Raw genomic sequence first — 17,394 nt, 5'->3', positions numbered from 1 at the left:
CGGCCTCGATCCCGGCCTGCGGGCGGGCCGCGCGGTCGGCGACCGGCTGGAGCCCTATCCGGATCGGGCCGCGATCGAGGACGGGGCGCTGGCTGAGCGCGCCCGCCCGCTGCTCTGGCTGCGCGACGGGGTCGATCTCCTGGTGCTGCAGGTCCAGGGCTCGGGCCGGGTGCGGCTGCCGGACGGCAGCTTCGTGCGCGTGCTCTACGACGGGCGCAACGGCCGGCCCTACACGGCGGTGGCCAAGCTGATCGTGCAGGAGGGCCACCTGCCGCTGGAGGGGCTTACGCTGGCGCGCTGGACCGCCTGGATGCGGCAGAACCCCGAGATCGCCCGCCGGCTGATCCGCGCCAACGCCTCCTACATCTTCTTCCGCCTCGCCCCCGTGGCCGATCCGGCGCTCGGGCCGCAGGGCGCGGCCGGCGCGCCCTTGAGCCCCGGCCGCAGCATCGCGGTCGACGCCAATCTCTGGCGCTACGGCCTGCCGTTCTGGCTGGAGGGCCGCCTGCCCGGCGGCGCGCCCACCGAGACCGGCCGCCTGGTCGTCGCGGCCGATACGGGCTCGGCCATCGTCGGCCCGGCCCGGGGCGACCTCTATCTCGGCACCGGCGCGGCCGCCGGGGTCGCGGCCGGCAACCTGCGGGACCCCGTCGGCTTCGTGGTGCTGCTGCCGAAGCCCACTCCCAGGACGGGAGCGGAACCGGCCGCCGAGTCGGGGCGCTGAGGAGACGCTATGCGCCGCCCGCGCCGTCCCCGCACGCTCTCTGGCGACGAGGCTCGCCTCTGGGCCGAGATCGCCAAGCTGATCACGCCGCTTCGCGGTCGCGCCCGGCCGAAGTCCGAGCCGGCCGCGAAGGCGGAGCCGGCCAAGCCGTCGGTGGCCAAGTCCCCCGTGGCCAAGTCCTCCGTGGGCGCGACGGCCAAGAGCTCGGTCCGGATGCCAGCCCACCCGGCGCCCGGCGCGCTGGCCCAGCAATTGGCCGAAGAGTTCGCGCACGAGTTCGCGCAGGAGATCGGGGCGAGCGTCCCGCCCAAACGTCCTGCCAGAACCGGATCGGCCAAGCCCGTATCCAGCAAGGCCGCCAAGAGTCCCACGGTCCCGGCGTCCGGCACCGCGCCGGCCGCACCGCGGCCACCGAGCGCCGCACCCTACCAAGCGCCTCCGCAGATGCCGCGCCCGCCCGCCGGGCTGGAGCGGCAGGCCCGGCTCGGCCTGCGCCGCGGGACCCTAACGGTCGAGGCGCGCATCGACCTGCACGGCATGATCCAGAGCGAGGCGCACGCGGCGCTCACCGGCTTCCTGATGCGCGCCCGCGCGGCCGGCCACGCCTACGTCCTCGTGGTGACCGGCAAAGGGGGCGGCGACTTCGCCGATCCGTTCTCGGAGCGGGGCGTCCTGCGCCGCAGCGTGCCGCACTGGCTGCGCGGACCGGAACTGCGCGGCCTCGTGCTCGGCTTCGAGGAGGCGAGCCGCCACCACGGCGGCGGCGGCGCCCTCTACGTCCGGCTCCGGCGCCGTTGAGCGCCCCGCCGAGCACTCACCAGCGCATGGTGCGCTGGCGGCAGGTCCGGCCGTTATCCTCGAAGCCGGCCGGGCAACGACGCACGCAGGCGCCGGCCGCGAACTTCAACGGCGGCCGGCAGGCGGCACCGAGTTGCCGTCCGTACTGGTAGGCCTTGGCTGGGCTCTCGGCGGAGGCCGGGGCGGACGGCATGGCGGCGAAGCTCACGGCCAGGCTCAGGAGGAGGGCGGGCGCCAGCAGGCGCGCGGAACGGGTGGAGCGTGTCGGCATTGGGCATCCGAGGGGCGATAGAACCCCCGCTCAACGCGCGCAGCCCTCTCGGGTTCGGAGGCCCGGAAGGCTGGAATCCGGGACTTGAGCCGGCCGTGGAAACGCGGTATGCAGCAAGCGCCCTCCCGAAAAGACCGAGCGCCGAACCGCATCCGCGAGCCCAGGCGGCTCCGTTCCACCGATGCCACGGGTCCCGTCGCCACGCGCGAACCCGCTGTCCAGTGCCTCGTCCCGAGGCCCACGCGGACCAACCTCCGAGTTGTCAGGCCCGGATCTTCATCCCCGAACGTCCCAGACTTCCCCTCTCACGCCCCACGTCGGTTCAAGACACTCCATGACTGCACATCCCGACGCTTTCGCCGACGACGCCACCGCGGGTGAGGACCTGCCCGAAGTGACGCCGGTCCCGGCCGTCCTCGCCGGTGTCAAAGAGGTCAAGCTCCAGGATCTCAAGGCCAAGACGCCGACCGACCTCATCGCCTTCGCGGAGGAGGTCGAGGTCGAGAACGCCTCGACCATGCGCAAGCAGGAGCTGATGTTCGCCATCCTGAAGCAGCTCGCTGCCAAGGAGATCGAGATCATCGGCTCCGGCACGGTCGAGGTGCTGCAGGACGGCTTCGGCTTCCTGCGCTCCTCCGATTCGAACTACCTGCCAGGTCCGGACGACATCTACATCTCGCCGACGCAGATCCGCCGCTTCGGCCTGCGCACCGGCGACACCGTCGAGGGCCCGATCCGCGGCCCGAAGGACGGCGAGCGCTACTTCGCGCTCCTCAAGGTCAACACGATCAATTTCGAGAACCCCGAGAAGATCAAGCACAAGGTCCACTTCGACAACCTGACGCCGCTCTTCCCCACGCGGCGTTTCAAGCTGGAGCTGGAGAACCCGACCAAGAAGGACTTCTCGCCCCGCATCATCGACATCGTCGCGCCGATCGGCAAAGGCCAGCGCGCGCTGATCGTGGCGCCGCCGCGCACGGGTAAGACCGTGCTGATGCAGAACATCGCGCAGTCGATCACCCTCAACCACCCCGAATGCTACCTCATCGTGCTGCTCATCGACGAGCGCCCCGAGGAGGTGACCGACATGCAGCGCTCGGTGAAGGGCGAGGTCATTGCCTCGACCTTCGACGAGCCGGCCACCCGCCACGTGCAGGTCGCCGAGATGGTGATCGAGAAGGCTAAGCGGCTCGTCGAGCACGGCCGCGACGTGGTGATCCTGCTGGACTCGATCACGCGCCTCGGCCGCGCCTACAACACTGTCGTGCCGTCCTCCGGCAAGGTGCTGACCGGCGGCGTGGACGCCAACGCGCTCCAGCGCCCGAAGCGTTTCTTCGGCGCCGCCCGCAATATCGAGGAGGGCGGCTCGCTCTCGATCATCGCGACCGCGCTCATCGACACGGGCTCGCGCATGGACGAGGTGATCTTCGAGGAGTTCAAGGGCACCGGCAACTCCGAAATCATCCTGGACCGCAAGGTCTCGGACAAGCGCATCTTCCCGGCGATCGACATCACGCGCTCCGGCACCCGCAAGGAGGAGCTGCTGGTCCCGCCGGACGCGCTCAAGAAGACCTACGTGCTGCGCCGCATCCTCAACCCGATGGGCGTCACCGACGCGATCGAGTTCCTGCTGGACAAGCTGCGCCAGACCAAAAGCAACGGCGACTTCTTCGACTCGATGAACACCTGACCGGTGTCACATCGCTGAGCCTTCACGCGGCGTCGGACCCTTCGGTCCGGCGCCGTTCTGCTGTCTAAAAAGTGCCCGTATATGTGTCATTGACGCAGTCTGACCGCTGTCCTTAACGTGAGGCATGGGGGATGGACTGCACACGGTCGTCGAGACGTCGGCCTGCGTTGCCGGACGCTGGGCGTGAGCGAGGCGGAGCGTGCCTCGATCGTCGATCGGGTCGCGGCCGATCCGAGCGCTGGTGACAGGGTTCGCGGTTCGGGTGGCGTGCGGAAGGTGCGTTTCGGCGGGTCCGGCGGCTACCGGGTGATGGTTGCCCGTCTCGGGCCGAACGTGCCGGCCTTCCTGCTGTCGATCCTATTGAAAGGTCAGCAGACTAATTTCACGGCCGCGCAGGTGGCAACGATGCACGAACTCGCAAAGGACCTGAAGCGGCGCTGGTCCCGGCAGATGAAGGAGACGGAGGATGTCTGACGTGACGGACGACGGCTCGGTGACATCGTCGCAGGCCTGCGGGAAGCCGGCGGGCATGCGCGGGGCGAGCGCGTGCCGGGACTGATGGTCCACGTGCCGCTGACCATCGACGTCGCGGCGATCCGCAAGCGGACCGATAAGGCGCAGACCGCCTTCGCCGAGAGCATCGGCGTTCCCGTTGGAACGCTGCAGCAGTGGGAATCGCGGCGGCGCCAGCCGCGCGGGGCGGCTCTGGTGCTGCTCGCCCTGCTCGAGCGTAACCCGCGCCTCGTCGAGGAAACGCTGGGACAGGCCGCCTGAGGGGGTTCAGGCCGGCCCGTCGAGGGGCTTGAGTCGGTTCGACCCGGTGCTCTCGGCGCGGGGTGCGCGCTCGGCCCGGCCGAGCAGGCGGGCGAGGTCGGCGAGGTCCGGCGTCTCCCGGCCGGCGGGCGCGTAGACGGCCCGGTCGAGCGCCGACAGGCCCGCGACGATGTCGGGCCGGGCGCGCCAGAGCGCTGCCAGCTCCGGCTCGGCTTGCATCGCGCGCGCCACCTCGGTCCGGAAGGCCACGGAATCGCCCGCAGCCGCGGCACGCTTCAGGGCGCGGCGGTGCGGGCCGGGCAGGCGCAGGCGGCCGGCGCCGGGACCGAAGCCGAGAAGGAGAAGGCCGAGCCCGAAGGCCGCGAGCCCCGCCGCCGCCGCGACGAGCGGCGCGGTGGCGGCGGGCGCCGCGCCCGCGCCGGCCTGATCCACGAGGCCGCCACCGATCTGCCGAGTGGGGATCTCCGTCTCTCGCATCGTGCGCGCGACCGTGTCGAACCATGGGATGCTGATCGCGTCGAGCGGGATCACCTCGGGGACGCCCGGCCGCACGTCCCACTGGTAGGTGGCGCGCGCCACCGGGCCGGTCGGCGTGAGGATGGTCTCGCGGGTCACCGGCCCGGCGAAGGTGATGATGCCGCGGGTGCGCATCACCGGCCGGGGCGGCAGGCCCTCCGCCACCATGCCTTGCGCCTCCACCGTCACGATCCGGCGCGCGGTCTCGCCGATCTTCAGCGTCTCGGGGTCGGGGCTCCAAGAATCGGTCACGCTGACGTCGCGGGCCGGCAGCCACCAGGGTTCCTTCGCTTCGGGACCGCCCGAGCCCTGCGTCCAGGCCGCGACGGGGAGCGGGATTGGGTTCGAGCGCACGTCGACCACCCGGCGCGTGCCCGCGTCATTGACGGTGAGACGGTGCACGAAGGGATCGATGGTGAAGTCGCCCGCGTGGTGCGGGAAGATCGCCACGGTTCGGTCGAAGGCGAGCCCCACCTGTCCATCCGGCAGACGCGCGCGGCTCCAGCTGTCGCGCCCGAGCTGGGTCCAGCTGAAATTCGCCAGCGTGGGCTGCACGACCTCCTCCAGCAGGATCTGCTGGCGGTAGAGCCCGTGGATGCGCAACAGCACCATCTCGCGCGCGTAGGGCGCCGCGTTGCCAGCCCGCTCGGCCGTCACCGTGAGGGTGAGATCGCCGGACTCGATCTCCGCATGCGCCGCGGTGGCGAGGAGGAGGGGGAGGAGGGCGAGGAGGAAGCGCGCGGCTCTCCCTCGCCCCACGGACCTCAGGCTTGCCCGAGTTCCATTCCCCAGTGCCCAAGTCGGGCAGGCCCGACTTGGGATGGGCGAGGGTACCCTGCGCAGCAGGGGGGGCGGGACGAAGTCCCGCGGAGAGGGGCGAGGGGTGATCGCGCGCGCGCGCGCCAGACGAATCACCACGGGTTGCTCCCGGCAGGCATGTTGGTGCCCGCCTCGATGCGGCGGGTCTGCTCGGCCTTGAGGCGCAGCTTCAGGTAGCGGCCCGGATCGTCCGGCAGGGTCTGGAGCCAGAGCCGGTCGGGGCGGATTTCATGGGCCTCGAAGCTCTTCGTCACGCGCCGTGCCTCGCGCTCGGGCGCGGCCGCCACCATGGCCGAACCGCTGCCGGTGCGGCCGCGCCCGGCCGCGTCGCTCGCCGAGCCGCGGGCCTCGCCGCGGCCGGAATCGACCGCCTGCTGCTCGGCCTTGCCGCGCCGGGCCACCTTGCTGTTGCCGGGCAGCGAGGCGCTCGACCCGGCCTCCTTGTTGCCGGCCAGTCCCTCGCCGCTCGAGGTGGCCTGGATGTCGTCGCTCTGGTCCTGGTTGCGCGCGTTGTTGTAGCGCGCTCCGTACTGCGCCGTGGCGTTGGCGATGCCGCCGCCCGCGCCGCGGTCGATCGCGTCTTCCAGAAGGCGGGCGATGAGCGCGCGGTTGGCCTGCGCGTCGGCGTCGCGCGGGTTGTACTGCAGCGCCTGATCGTAGGCCGCGACGGCGCCAGCGAGGTCGCCTGTCCGCGCCAGCGCGTTGCCGAGGTTGTAGGCGCTGCGCCGGCCGCCGTTGCGGAAGATCTCGGCGGCTTGGCTGTAGTCGCCGGCCGCGTAGAGGGCGGGGCCGCGCCAGGCCGGATCGGCGATGATCTCGGCCGCCAGCCCCGGCAGGCCGATGCCCATCAGCAGGCGTCCCAGGCCGGTGCGCGGCTCCGTGAGGGCGCCGAGGGCCAGGAGACCGGTGCCGGCGAGCGCCAGCCCGGCGCCGCGCGCGTAGCGGCGCCAGCGGCGCGGGAGCGCCAGGGCAGCAGGAAGCGGAAGGGAGACGGGTCCGCGCATCAGGCGCTCCGGCGGAAGAGCAGGAGGGCAGGGAGCGCGGCGAGCAGCAGAAGCCAGCGCCCGAGATCGGCGAAGGCCAGCACCGTGTAGCCGCCAGCCGCGAGGTGCTGGGCCGTGCTGGCGCCGACCGCGTCGAGCACGGCTGCCGGGGTGTCGAGTTCGGCCGCGACGCCGCCGCCCGCGCTGACCACGCCATCCAGGGCCGCCCGGTCGGGCTTCGGCGCACCCGGGGGCAGGGACTTGGTCGTCGGCACGAACAGGCCCTGGAGGTTCCAGCCGCGCTCGGCGATGGCGCGCGCCTCGCGGCGGGCCGCCTCGCCAAGCCCGTCGCCGTCGGTGATCAGCACCACGTCGGCCGCGACCACGTCGGCCTCGGCGAGCGTGCGGCGGGCGAGCGCGAGGCCGCGCTCGGGATGGCTACCGCGGTCGGGCACCGTGTCGGCGTCGAGGGCGAACAGGGTGGTGCCGAGGCTATCACGATCGGTCGTCGGCGACATCGCCAGATAGGCGTCGCCCGCGTAGACCACGAGGGCGACCGAGCGGGTGCCGGCGGCCTCCGCCACGGCCTGCGCGGTCTGCCGGACCTCCTTCAGGCTGCCGCCCTCCGTCACCGAGCGGGAGAGGTCGAGCACGATCACGGTGGCGTCGAGGTTGCGGAAGGTCGCGACGTCCTGGCGCTCGATCGCCGGACCGGTGAGCGCTAGCGCGATCAGGCCGGCCACGACCGCCGCCGCGAGGTTGGCCTGCCGCCGGCCCCCGAGCACGGCACCGCGCCGCTCCATCAGCCGCATCAGGGCGGGGTCCACCGCCCGGCGCCAGTCGCCGAGCGGCGCCGCCCGCCAAGTCACCCGCAGGACGAGGAGCGCGAGCGGCAGGAGGGCGACGAGCCACCAGGGCCGCAGCAGGGCGAGGCTGTCCAGGCTCATGCCCGCCTCCGGCTCGCCAGGAGGGCGGCGGCGCAGAGGAGCGCCAGCGCCGCCGGCCAGGGCCAGAGGTCGCGCCGGAGCGGCACCGGCGGCGCCTTGGCCCGGCCGCCCTCGATGGCGTCGATGCTGTCGGTCACCGCGACGAGGTCTTCGGTGGTCTTCACCCGGAAGGCCCGGCCGCCGCTGACCTCGGCCATCTCCCGCAGGGTCTCGGTGTCGACCACGTCCTGCTCGCCATCGGCGTTGGCGAGGTCGCGGGGCCCGAGCGCGATGGTGTGGACCCGGATGCCGAGGTCGCGGGCCAGGGCCGCGACGTCCCGCGGCGCCGTCTGCCCGGCATTGTTGGCCCCGTCCGAGAGCAGCACCACGACCTTGGCGCTGGCCGCAGCGGGCTGGCCCGCGTCGGTTCCGGCATCGCGGGGGTCGAGCCGGCGCAGCGCCAGCCCGAGCCCGTCACCGATGCCGGTCGAGCGGCCGACGAGGCCGATGCCGGCCTCTTCCAGCGCGCGCGCGACGCTCTGCGTGTCGAAGGTTGGGCTCGCCGCGACGTAGGCCTGATCGGCAAAGATGACGAGGCCGATCCGATCGCCGGCCCGGCGGCGGATGAAGTCGGCACCGACGCGCTTGACGGCCTGGAGCCGGCTCACTGTCTCGCCGTCGAGGGCGAAGTCGCGCCGCTCCATCGAGCCGGACAGGTCCATCGCCAGCATGATCTCGCGGCCTGAAGCCGGCAAAGCAATTCCGGGCAGGACGAGGCGCGGGCCCGCGACGGCGAGGATCAGGCTGGCCCACAGGGTCCAGATCAGCCAGGTCCGGCGGCGCCCCCGCGAAGCGATCGCGCCGGCCGCGCCCGCATCGGGCACGAGCGAGGCGGGCACCCGCAGAGCACCGCTCGACCCTTCGGCCTCCGCTGGCAGGAGCCGCGCGGCGAGCCAGGGCAAGGGCAGCAGGATGAGGGCGAGCGGGCTCGCCAGATCGAGGGCGGAGAGAAGGGCGCTGGCGGAGGGCGGGAAGAGAGCCATCGGGTCAGGCCCGCATCCGGCTGATCAGGCGGCCGAGTTCCGCGTCGAGGGCGTCGGCGTCGGGCGCCGCGTGGCGGCGGTAGAGGCCGTCCACCAGCACGCGGCCCGGGCCCGCGCTGAAGAGGTCGGTGGCGAACATCCGGTCGAGCCGGGCTGCCCAGTCGGCCCCCTGCGCGGCGGCGGCCTCCTCGCCGAGGCGGGTGCGGGCGATCCGGCGCAGCAGGCGCGCCTGGGCCACCAGCCGAGCCTCGGGGGGAAGGTCGCGCGTGGCCGCGAGCTCGCCGAGCGCCGCCCGGCGCAGGGTCGCGCGGGCTCGGGCGCGCAGGACGCGGAACAGCCCGACGCCGAGCGCGGCCGCGAAGCCGAGCCCGGCCGCGGCCACCACCTCGCCCTGCAGCGCGCCGGCGGCGTTGCCGGGCAGGTGCAGGCCGCGGAGCTGGTCGAGGGCGGCTGCGGTCTCGGGATTCATGGGTCGAGGCCCGCGCCGCGTCGAAACATCCCCTCACAGCACCGCATCGAGGCGCTCCATCAGCGGGGCGTAGGCCTCTGGGCCGGCCTCGACATCGAGGCGCAGGCCCGCGATGCCGCGGCGGGCATAGTCCGCAAGGCGCTCTTCGGCGCTCGGCCCCGGCCGCGCGCGCCGGCCGCCGTCGAGGAGGCCGCGGCGCCCGTCCGGCAGGGCGAAGGGGTAGAGGCCGGCGGGCCGCGCCCGCTCGAAGGCGTCGCTGACGAGGATCAGGCGGATCGCGATCCGCTCGGCCGCGAGGGTCAGCAGGTGTTCGAAGTCCGGGCCCGGCGCGTCGAGCGCGCTCGCGATGACGAGGTGGCCGCCCGAGGGGAGCAGGCTCGCCGCGACGGTGACGAAATCGGCGAGCGGCGGGTCGGCGGTGTCGGGAGCGGCCAGGGCCTGCGCGTGCGCGAGGGCGAGCGCGCCGGTCACGGCGGTCATCGCCCGCTCGCCGCCGGCCGGGCGCAGCGCCGTGGGCTCGCCCGCCCGGGCGGCCACGAGGCCGACACGGCCGCCGTCGCCGACGACGCGCCAGCCGAGCAGCGCCAGCGCCTCCGCGGCCGCGATCGAGCGCAGGGTGCGGCGTGTCCCGAACAGCATCGAGGGCCGGAAGTCGGCGAGCAGCACGACGGCGCGGTCGCGCTCGTCGTGGTGGGTGCGCGTGTGGAGCTGCCCGGTGCGGGCGGTGGCGTTGCGGTCGATGTGGCGCATGTCGTCGCCCTCCGACCAGAGCCGCACGTCGTCGGGCTCCGAGCCGCGCCCGCGCCGCCGGGTGACGATGCCGCCGGGCAGGCCCGCGAGCGTGCGGGTCACGGGCGCCGAGCCCCGGCGCGCGAGGTGGCGCAACCCCATCAGCGCCTCGCCCGACAGGTGGATGCCGGGATCCTCCGGGACGTCGGCCGCCTGCGCCACGCCTAGAGCGCCCGTACCCGCTGCAGGAGGCCGGCGACGATGCTGCGCGTCGTCCGTCCCTCCGCGGCAGCCCGCCAGGTGAGCCCGATGCGGTGGGAGAGCGCGTCGGCGGCGAGCTCCGAGATATCCTCCGGCACCACGTGGTCGCGCCCGTGCAGGTAGGCGCGCGCCTTGCCGGCGAGCATCAGGGCGAGCGTCCCGCGGGGCGAGGCGGGGTGCTCGATCGCGGCGCGCAGATCAGGCGCCGCCGCGTCGGTCCGGGTCGCGGCGACGAGGCGGACCAGATAATCCTTCAGCGCGGGCGAGACGTAGGTGGCGAGGGCGGCCTCCCGGGCGGCACGCACGTCGTCGAGGCTGAGCTTGGCCGGCATCGCCTCCGCGTGGTGGGTCAGCTCGCCCTCGACGAGGTCGAGGATGCGCCGCTCGGCGGCCTCGTCGGGCATCTCGACCACGACGTGGAGCAGGAAGCGGTCGAGCTGCGCCTCCGGCAGCGGGAAGGTGCCGGCGTGCTCGATCGGGTTCTGGGTCGCCACCACCATGAAGGGGTCGGGCAGGCGGTGGGTGTGGCCCGCCACCGTGATCTGGCCCTCGGCCATCGCCTCAAGGAGCGCCGACTGCACCTTCGGCGGCGCGCGGTTGACCTCGTCCACCAGGATCAGCGCGTGGAACAGGGGGCCGGCCAGGAACTCGAAGGTGCCCGCGTCCTGGCGCCAGACCGTGGTGCCGGTGAGGTCGGCGGGCATCAGGTCCGGCGTGCACTGCACCCGGGCGAAGGAACCGTCGAGCCCGTCCGAGAGGCGCTTGACCGCCCGCGTCTTGGCCAGCCCCGGCGCACCCTCGATCAGGAGGTGGCCCCCGGTGAGCAGCCCGATCAGCAGGCGCTCGACGAGGCGGTCCGCACCGATCAGCCCGTGGAGGAGCCCGTCGCGCAACGCCAGGATGCGGGCGCGCAGCGCCTCGTCCGCGGCGGGTTGGGGAGACGGTGGGGTGCGGGTGGCGAGACCGATGCCGCTCATGCGCGGGCGGATCCCGCTGTCGCTACCGGGCGATGCGTCATTCTCGGCCGTCTCCTCGCTGCGCCGCTTGGCGGGCGCCGGACTCTTAACTGGTCCATAGGGAACCGGTGTGCCCGCCGGACCGGGGAAGCGTCAATCCCGGCAACCCTGGATCGTGCCCGGATCAGGTGGCCTCGGGCAATTTGCCCTAGAGGCCGACCGTCACGGTTCCGTCATCGACCCACGCCTAGGAGGCGCCATGATCACGCTCGCGCCCCTCCCCGAGACCGTCAACTCCGCCATCAGCCTCATCACGGCCTTCGGCCTCGGCACCCTGATCGGTGCCGAGCGGCAGTACCGGCAGCGCAATGCAGGGCTGCGCACGACGGTGCTGGTGGCTCTGGGCGCCGCGGCCTTCGTCGATCTCGGCATGCGGCTGACCGGCGGCGAGGGCGCGACGCGCACCGTCGCCTACGTGATCTCCGGCATCGGCTTCCTGGGCGCCGGCGTGATCATGAAGGAGGGCATGAACGTGCGCGGCCTCAACACGGCCGCGACGCTCTGGTGCTCGGCCGCCGTCGGCGCCTTCGCGGGGGCGGACCTGCCGCTGGAGGCCTGCTTCGTCACCGTGGCCGTCCTCGCCTGCAACACGCTGCTGCGCCCGCTCGTGAACGCCATCAACCGGGCGCCGATCCGCGAGGACCAGACCGAGGCCACCTACGAGGTGCAGGTGACGACCGCGACCGGGGCCGCCGGTCCCGCCCGAGACCTGCTGGTCGAGCGGCTCGAGGCGGCGAGCTATCCCGTCCGCGGCGTCGAGGTGGTGGAGCGCGGCGAGGAGGCGGTCGACGTGGTGGCGACCCTGCTCGCCGACGCGGTCGAGGGCGGCGAACTCGACGCCGTCACCGACGACCTCGCCCGGGATCCGCGCATCCGCCACGCCACGTGGTCGGTGCGGGCGGCGGATTGAGGCCGATGATCGGCGTCCGATTTATCCGTGCCCTTTTCCCGGATCACATTCCACGCATGTTTCCGGGGTCCGGGAAAAGGGCAGCGCTTCATTGATCAGGGCAATCGGAGCCGGTGGCGCCGGATGCCGCTTGCTTGGCCAGGACCAACTGCCCCTAATCCTCCATTCCGGGTGCGCGGCCACACGCCCCGCGCGTGCGGGCCCTTCTCCCCACGTCGCCCGCGACCGACCTCGCCTCTGGCAAGCGGGGCGCCGGACGCTCCGCCGGAGAACCCCCATGAGCGACACCATACCCAAGCGCGCCCTGATCGTCGGAGCCTCGCGCGGGCTCGGCCTCGGCCTCGCCGAGACCCTGCTGCACCGGGGCTGGACCGTCACCGCCACGCAACGCAGGACCGGCTCCGATCTGGAGCGGCTGAAGGCGGACCGCCTCACCGTCGAGACGGTCGACATCGACGACGACGCGGGCGTGGCCGCCCTGCACGAACGCCTGGGTCCGCAGACCTACGACCTGATCTTCGTGGTGGCGGGCGTGGCCACGCAGGCGCACGACCCCGCGCACGCGGTCCCCCGGGACGTCGCCGCGCAGGTCTACCTGACGAACGCGATCAGCCCGATCCGCTTCGCCGAGGCGTTCCGCGATCGGCTGGCGCCGGGCGGCAGCCTCGCGCTGATGAGCTCGGTGCTCGGCAGCGTCGGGCTCAACGAATCGGGCGGCTGGGAGACCTACCGAGCCAGCAAGGCGGCGCTGAACACGCTGGCGCGCAGCTTCGAGATCCGCCACCGGGAGAGCGGAATCAGCGTCTTCCTGGTCCATCCGGGCTGGGTCCGCACCGACATGGGCGGCGCGGAGGCCGATATCGACGTGGCGACCAGCGTCACCGGCATGGCGGACGTGATCGAGGCCCGGTTGGGCCAGCCGGGCGTGGCCTATTTCGATTACCGGGGCGAGACCCTGGCCTGGTGAGGCCGGTCAGCGGCGCGGGTCGAGAGGACGTCCGCGCCGCTCCACCAACACGGGCGGCCGGCTGCGGCGCTCGACGATGACGGTCCGCGGTGCCCGGCTCGGGCTGCCGGGGCTCATGATCCGCTCCGGCACCCGCTCGGGCTTCTTGCGGGCGGCGGCGAGCACGTGTGGCCGCACCTCGTCGGCCGGCAGGCCGATCAGCCCGCAGGCGATTTCGACCTGCTGCTCGATGTCGTCGGCGAGATCCTGGGCGGCCGCTACGGCCTCGCTCACGGTCGGCGGTTCGCGACGCACCCGAATCGGGGGCAAATCAGCGAAGCTCTTCGGCGATTTCTTCACGGCACGGCTCGCACGGTTCATGGGCCGAACATAGGATGCTGCGTCGGATTGTGCACCGCATCAAAGTGGAAGGGAAGAATTTTTCGTATGCATGGCGGCTGGCTCGGCTCTTGCCGACCCGGCAGAACGGCGTCTCAGCCGTCCCAAAGCTAACTTATGTTGCGGATGGGCCTATATTTCAGGCTTGTGCGCCGCCGCATCGTCCCGAAACGACGCCCCCGCTTCGGTCTGCCCCGCTGTCCGGATTAACAGTCCGGCCGCAGGATCGTTCATCGTCGACGCCACCGAACCGCCTCGAATCGGGCCAATCACGGTCGTCCCCGTCCCCGGAAGATCCCCGGAAGATCCGATGCCGCTCGATCCGCGCCTCACCCCCGCCCGCCCGGACCTTGCCGGTCTCGCGCTCCGTGGCGAGGTCGAGGCCGCGCGCTTCGTCGCCGGTGAGCCGCGCCGCGTCGCCGTGCCGTCGGCGCCGCTGCGCCGTGCGCCGTCCCCGGAATCCGGGATCGACACCGAGGCGGTGCTGGGCGACGCCGTGACGCTCTACGAGGCGCGCGACGGCTTCGCCTGGGTTCAACTCGTCCACGACGGCTATGTGGGCTACCTGCCGGCCGACAGCCTCGGCCCGGCCGATCCGGCGCCGACCCACCGCGTCACGGCGTTGCGGACCTTCCTCTACCCGGCACCCGACCTGAAGCGCCCGCCTCGCGCCTATCTCGGCCTCGGCGCAGCCCTCGCCGTCACGGGGACGGACGGGGATTATCTGAAGGTCGCGGACGGCTACGTTTTCGCCGGTCATTGCGCTCCCCTTGGCACGGTCGAGCCGGATTTCGCCGGCACGGCGGAGCGCCTCGTCGGGACCCCTTATCTCTGGGGCGGCCGCACGACGCTCGGCCTCGACTGCTCGGGGCTGGTCCAGCTCTGCCTGGAGCTTGCCGGGCGGACCTGCCCGCGCGACGCGGACCAGCAGGAGCGGGCACTGGGCGACGTCCTGCCCTCCGACCTCTCGGACCTGCGCCGGGGCGACCTCGTGTTCTGGCGCGGCCATGTCGGGATGATGCTCGACGGCACGCACCTGATCCACGCCAACGGCCACCACATGGCGGTGGCGGTCGAGCCGCTGCGGACGGCCGTCGCCCGCATCCTCGCGAAGAGCTACGGCCCGGTGACCTCGGTGCGGCGGCTGCCGCTTACCCCTTCAGCCGGCGCTTGATCCGCTGCACCAGCCCGTCCCGCACGTCCCGGTAGGCATCGAGCCGCTGCTCGCGCGAGACGTCGTAGAAGTTGGTGGGATCGGGCGTCGGCCAGTATTCCACCTCCGCGGCGAGCGTGCGGGTCAGCTCCAGTGCAGCGTGGTGGGCCTCGGGGGCGAGGGTGACGATCAGGTCGAAGTTCAGGCCCTCCCACTCCTCCAGCTGCGCGACGGTGCGCGGCCGGTGCTTCTTGGCGTCGATGCCGATCTCGTCGAGGACCGACACCATGAAGGGATCGACCGGCTCGCCCTCGCGCACGCCCGCCGACTGCACGTAGATCGACTTGCCGAAATAGTGGCGCGCGATCGCCTCCGCGGCGGGCGAGCGCACGGCGTTGAAGTTGCACATGAACAGGACCGACTGGACCCGTTTCTTCTTCGGTGCGAGGCCCGGCGCGGTCTCGTCCATCGGAGCCTAGCCCCGCCCCACGCCGTCAGCCCTTCCAGTGCAGGGCGAAGATCAGGGTGAAGAGCCGCCGCGCGGTGTCGTGGTCGAGGTCGACCTTGCCCTCGAGCCGCTGCTTCAGGGTCTCGGAGGCCTCGTTGTGGAGGCCCCGCCGGCCCATGTCGATCGCCTCGATCTGCGTCGGCGAGGCGGTTCGGATCGCGTTGTAGTAGCTCTCGCAGATCATCTCGTAGTCGCGGATCACCCGCCGGAAGGGCGTGAGCGAGAGGAGGTGCGTCATCACCGGCTCGCGCGCCTCGTTGCCGATCGCGAAGGAGAGCTTGTTCTCGACGAGGCCGAGATGGAGCCGGTACGGCCCCTCGTCCCGGCCCGGGATGACGAACTGGTTGTCCTCCAGGATGTCGAAGATAGCGATGGCTCGCTCGTGCTCCTGATCCGGGTTGCCGCGGCCGATCGAATCCTCGTCGAGCGTCACCGCGACGAGGCGGTGCGGCGAGCGCTCCTTCGTGGCCTCCGACATCTTAAGCCTGCCTCACAGATTCAGCCGGATCGCGACGGAGCGGGCGTGGCCTTCCAGGCCCTCCGACCGGCCGAGGTTTATCGCTGCCGGGCCGAGCGCCCGCAAGCTCTCCGGCGTGCAGGCGAGGATGGTCGTGCGCTTCATGAAGTCGAGCACGCCGAGGCCGGAGGAGAACCGGGCCGAGCGGGCGGTCGGCAGCACGTGGTTCGGGCCGCCGACGTAGTCGCCGATGGCTTCCGGGGTGTGCGAGCCGAGGAAGATCGCGCCCGCGTTGCGGACCTTGGCCGCGAGGCTGTCCGCGTCCTGCGTCTCGATCTCCAGGTGCTCCGGAGCGAGGCGGTCGGTCAGCGGCACCGCCTCGTCGAAGTCGCGCACCCGGATGATCGCGCCGTAATCGCGCCAGCTTGCCCGGGCGATTTCCTGGCGGGGCAGGGTGGTGAGCGCCCGTTCGACCGCTGCCTCGACGGCCTCCGCGAGTTCGGCGCTGTCGGTGATCAGGATGGCCTGAGCCGCGGTGTCGTGCTCGGCCTGGGCCAGCAGGTCGGCGGCGATCCAGTCCGGGTTGGCGTGGCCGTCGGCGAGGATCAGCACCTCGGAGGGGCCAGCGATCATGTCGATGCCGACCTGCCCGAAGACCCGGCGCTTGGCCGCCGCCACCCAGGCATTGCCGGGGCCGACGATCTTGGCGACCGGCGCGATGGTCCGGGTGCCGTAGGCGAGCGCCGCGACCGCCTGCGCGCCGCCGACGCGGTAGATCTCGTGCACGCCCGAGAGTTGGGCTGCGGCGAGCACCAGCGGGTTCATCCGGCCCTCGGGGGCGGGCGCCACCATGACAATGCGCGGCACGCCCGCGACGCGCGCCGGCACGGCGTTCATCAGGACGGAGGAGGGATAGCTCGCGGTGCCGCCCGGCACGTAGAGGCCGACCGATTCCAGCGCCGTCCAGCGCCAGCCCGCGGTGACGCCGAGCGCGTCGGTCTCGCGGTGGTCGGCGGGCACCTGGGCCCGGTGGAAATGCTCGATCCGCTCCGCGGCGAGGGTCAGCGCCTCGATCTGGTCGGCCGGGCAGGCCGCGACGGCTTCAGCGATCTCCGCGTCCGTGACGCGCAGGCTACCCTCGGTGAAATCCTCGCCGAGTCGGTCGAAGCGGCGGGTGTAGTCGACGAGCGCGGCATCGCCCCCCGCCACCACGCCCGCGATGATGCCGCGCACGACCTCGTCCACATCCTCGGCGATCTCGCGCTTCACGGTGAGCAGGCGCGCGAAATCATCGGCGAAGGTCGGGGCGGAGCTGTCGAGACGAACCATGGACCCGTGTCGTTTCGTGTTGGGGAAGCCGGTGATGAGATCAGGCCGCGTCGTCGTGGCCGGGCCGGCTCTCGGCCTCCCACACCGGGCCGAGATCCTTCATCTGCACCTCGACGCACTCCACGTCGAGCCGGATCGCGGCATCGCCCGAGAAGAACAGCGTCACGGTGCCGGAGGGCGGCTCGGTCGGCAGGAAGGTCACGGCCAGCAGGTTCAGCACCGTGTCCGCGTTCCCACCGGGCGCGATGCCGCGGGTGCGCACGCCGAGCACGCGCTCGAAATGCAGGCCCGCGAGGCGCCGCCGCACCGGCTCCCCGGGCCCGGCCGACCAGTCGAAGCGCCGGGCCACGAGGACGAAGCGGTGCTCGGCCGCCAGATAGGTCAGGTCGCCGGCCCGCAGGACCGCGTCCTGCAGGTGGGCCGAGATCACCGTGAGGTCCTCGGCATCGAGAGCGGTGAGCTTCAACAGCTCCATGCGGGCACCTTCGCTGATGGCGGATCCGGCACGTCCAGAGGCTCGGCCGGATGGTAAATTTCACGTGAAACGTCGCGGGGTAGGTAGCGGCGGCGAGGAGGATCGACAACGGGCGCCGGCCCGGATCTCGGCGCGCCGTCCCGCCGGTGCGTAATTCGGATCAGGTGTCGTTCAGGCAGCGACCGCTATCTCGGCCTC

At 72.6% G+C, this 17,394-nt stretch carries 21 protein-coding genes; 8 read left to right on the top strand and 13 right to left on the bottom strand.

Features of this window, described 5'->3' with window-relative positions; translation table 11 throughout:
• Both MFF54_RS24805 and MFF54_RS24800 read left to right on the top strand, forming a co-directional pair.
• Positions 1-724 (top strand): MltA domain-containing protein (locus tag MFF54_RS24805; protein WP_238306868.1); only part of this gene is annotated, 724 nt, incomplete at its 5' end.
• Positions 725-733: 9 nt separating this feature from the next.
• A complete protein-coding gene (locus MFF54_RS24800; protein ID WP_238306867.1) occupies positions 734-1,522 on the top strand; it encodes a Smr/MutS family protein in 789 nt (262 codons plus the stop codon).
• Positions 1,523-1,538: 16 nt separating this feature from the next.
• Here the strand turns inward: MFF54_RS24800 and MFF54_RS24795 are convergent, their stop codons facing one another.
• On the bottom strand, positions 1,539-1,793 hold the full coding sequence (locus MFF54_RS24795; RefSeq protein ID WP_238306866.1) for a hypothetical protein: 255 nt from the start codon (positions 1,791-1,793) through the stop codon (positions 1,539-1,541).
• A gap of 334 nt (positions 1,794-2,127) precedes the next feature.
• On the opposite strand from MFF54_RS24795, the gene rho reads away from it, so the two are divergent.
• From rho to MFF54_RS24780, 3 genes are all read left to right on the top strand, one after another.
• Positions 2,128-3,483 (top strand): transcription termination factor Rho, encoded by a 1,356-nt coding sequence (gene rho / locus MFF54_RS24790; RefSeq protein ID WP_238306865.1) that lies wholly within the window; start codon positions 2,128-2,130, stop codon positions 3,481-3,483.
• A 183-nt stretch (positions 3,484-3,666) separates the two neighbouring features.
• A complete protein-coding gene (locus MFF54_RS24785; protein WP_238306864.1) occupies positions 3,667-3,957 on the top strand; it encodes an addiction module toxin RelE in 291 nt (96 codons plus the stop codon).
• A 72-nt stretch (positions 3,958-4,029) separates the two neighbouring features.
• Complete coding sequence (locus MFF54_RS24780) at positions 4,030-4,257, top strand: helix-turn-helix domain-containing protein (protein ID WP_238306863.1); 228 nt, start codon at positions 4,030-4,032, stop codon at positions 4,255-4,257.
• Positions 4,258-4,263: 6 nt separating this feature from the next.
• Here the strand turns inward: MFF54_RS24780 and MFF54_RS24775 are convergent, their stop codons facing one another.
• From MFF54_RS24775 to MFF54_RS24745, 7 genes are all read right to left on the bottom strand, one after another.
• Positions 4,264-5,532, bottom strand: coding sequence for a hypothetical protein (locus MFF54_RS24775; RefSeq protein WP_370880161.1), 1,269 nt, complete (start codon positions 5,530-5,532; stop codon positions 4,264-4,266).
• Positions 5,533-5,684: 152 nt separating this feature from the next.
• The gene (locus MFF54_RS24770) at positions 5,685-6,596 is read right to left on the bottom strand and encodes a tetratricopeptide repeat protein (protein WP_238306862.1); all 912 of its coding nucleotides are present in this window, start codon (positions 6,594-6,596) and stop codon (positions 5,685-5,687) included.
• Complete coding sequence (locus tag MFF54_RS24765; RefSeq protein WP_238306861.1) at positions 6,596-7,522, bottom strand: VWA domain-containing protein; 927 nt, start codon at positions 7,520-7,522, stop codon at positions 6,596-6,598. The genes MFF54_RS24770 and MFF54_RS24765 overlap by 1 nt, the downstream gene beginning before the upstream one ends.
• Positions 7,519-8,544: a VWA domain-containing protein gene (locus MFF54_RS24760; RefSeq protein ID WP_238306860.1), complete on the bottom strand. Its 1,026-nt coding sequence runs from the start codon at positions 8,542-8,544 to the stop codon at positions 7,519-7,521. Before MFF54_RS24760 ends, MFF54_RS24765 begins: the two co-directional genes overlap by 4 nt.
• A 4-nt stretch (positions 8,545-8,548) precedes the next feature.
• Positions 8,549-9,013: a DUF4381 family protein gene (locus MFF54_RS24755; RefSeq protein WP_238306859.1), complete on the bottom strand. Its 465-nt coding sequence runs from the start codon at positions 9,011-9,013 to the stop codon at positions 8,549-8,551.
• Positions 9,014-9,046: 33 nt separating this feature from the next.
• Complete coding sequence (locus tag MFF54_RS24750) at positions 9,047-9,904, bottom strand: DUF58 domain-containing protein (RefSeq protein ID WP_238306869.1); 858 nt, start codon at positions 9,902-9,904, stop codon at positions 9,047-9,049.
• A gap of 62 nt (positions 9,905-9,966) precedes the next feature.
• Entirely contained in the window at positions 9,967-10,980 is a 1,014-nt protein-coding gene (locus tag MFF54_RS24745; protein ID WP_238306858.1) for an AAA family ATPase, read from the bottom strand.
• 238 nt (positions 10,981-11,218) lie between these two features.
• Here MFF54_RS24745 and MFF54_RS24740 point away from each other — a divergent pair, with 238 nt between their 5' ends.
• Both MFF54_RS24740 and MFF54_RS24735 read left to right on the top strand, forming a co-directional pair.
• Positions 11,219-11,929: an MgtC/SapB family protein gene (locus MFF54_RS24740; RefSeq protein WP_238306857.1), complete on the top strand. Its 711-nt coding sequence runs from the start codon at positions 11,219-11,221 to the stop codon at positions 11,927-11,929.
• A gap of 277 nt (positions 11,930-12,206) precedes the next feature.
• On the top strand, positions 12,207-12,896 hold the full coding sequence (locus MFF54_RS24735; protein WP_238306856.1) for an SDR family NAD(P)-dependent oxidoreductase: 690 nt from the start codon (positions 12,207-12,209) through the stop codon (positions 12,894-12,896).
• A gap of 6 nt (positions 12,897-12,902) precedes the next feature.
• On the opposite strand, the gene MFF54_RS24730 is transcribed toward MFF54_RS24735, so the two are convergent.
• Positions 12,903-13,256 (bottom strand): hypothetical protein, encoded by a 354-nt coding sequence (locus tag MFF54_RS24730; RefSeq protein WP_238306855.1) that lies wholly within the window; start codon positions 13,254-13,256, stop codon positions 12,903-12,905.
• 328 nt (positions 13,257-13,584) lie between these two features.
• Here MFF54_RS24730 and MFF54_RS24725 point away from each other — a divergent pair, with 328 nt between their 5' ends.
• Positions 13,585-14,448 carry a C40 family peptidase gene (locus MFF54_RS24725; protein ID WP_238306854.1) on the top strand — a complete coding sequence of 288 codons (864 nt, stop codon included), beginning with the start codon at positions 13,585-13,587 and terminating at the stop codon, positions 14,446-14,448.
• On the opposite strand, the gene MFF54_RS24720 is transcribed toward MFF54_RS24725, so the two are convergent.
• The 4 genes from MFF54_RS24720 to MFF54_RS24705 are packed head-to-tail and all read right to left on the bottom strand — an operon-like array spanning position 14,426 to position 17,196.
• The gene (locus MFF54_RS24720; protein WP_238306853.1) at positions 14,426-14,896 is read right to left on the bottom strand and encodes an arsenate-mycothiol transferase ArsC; all 471 of its coding nucleotides are present in this window, start codon (positions 14,894-14,896) and stop codon (positions 14,426-14,428) included. The genes MFF54_RS24725 and MFF54_RS24720 overlap by 23 nt on opposite strands.
• 25 nt (positions 14,897-14,921) lie before the next feature.
• Positions 14,922-15,413, bottom strand: a complete 492-nt coding sequence (locus MFF54_RS24715; RefSeq protein ID WP_238306852.1) for a UPF0262 family protein — start codon at positions 15,411-15,413, stop codon at positions 14,922-14,924.
• A gap of 12 nt (positions 15,414-15,425) precedes the next feature.
• On the bottom strand, positions 15,426-16,721 hold the full coding sequence (gene hisD, locus MFF54_RS24710; protein ID WP_238306851.1) for a histidinol dehydrogenase: 1,296 nt from the start codon (positions 16,719-16,721) through the stop codon (positions 15,426-15,428).
• Positions 16,722-16,761: 40 nt separating this feature from the next.
• Positions 16,762-17,196, bottom strand: a complete 435-nt coding sequence (locus tag MFF54_RS24705) for a DUF2948 family protein (protein WP_238306850.1) — start codon at positions 17,194-17,196, stop codon at positions 16,762-16,764.
• Between the last annotated feature and the right edge of the window lie 198 nt (positions 17,197-17,394).

This window comes from Methylobacterium gregans (genome assembly GCF_022179245.1).
Taxonomy (GTDB): domain Bacteria; phylum Pseudomonadota; class Alphaproteobacteria; order Rhizobiales; family Beijerinckiaceae; genus Methylobacterium; species Methylobacterium gregans.
This window is presented reverse-complemented; position numbering and strand designations above follow the sequence as displayed.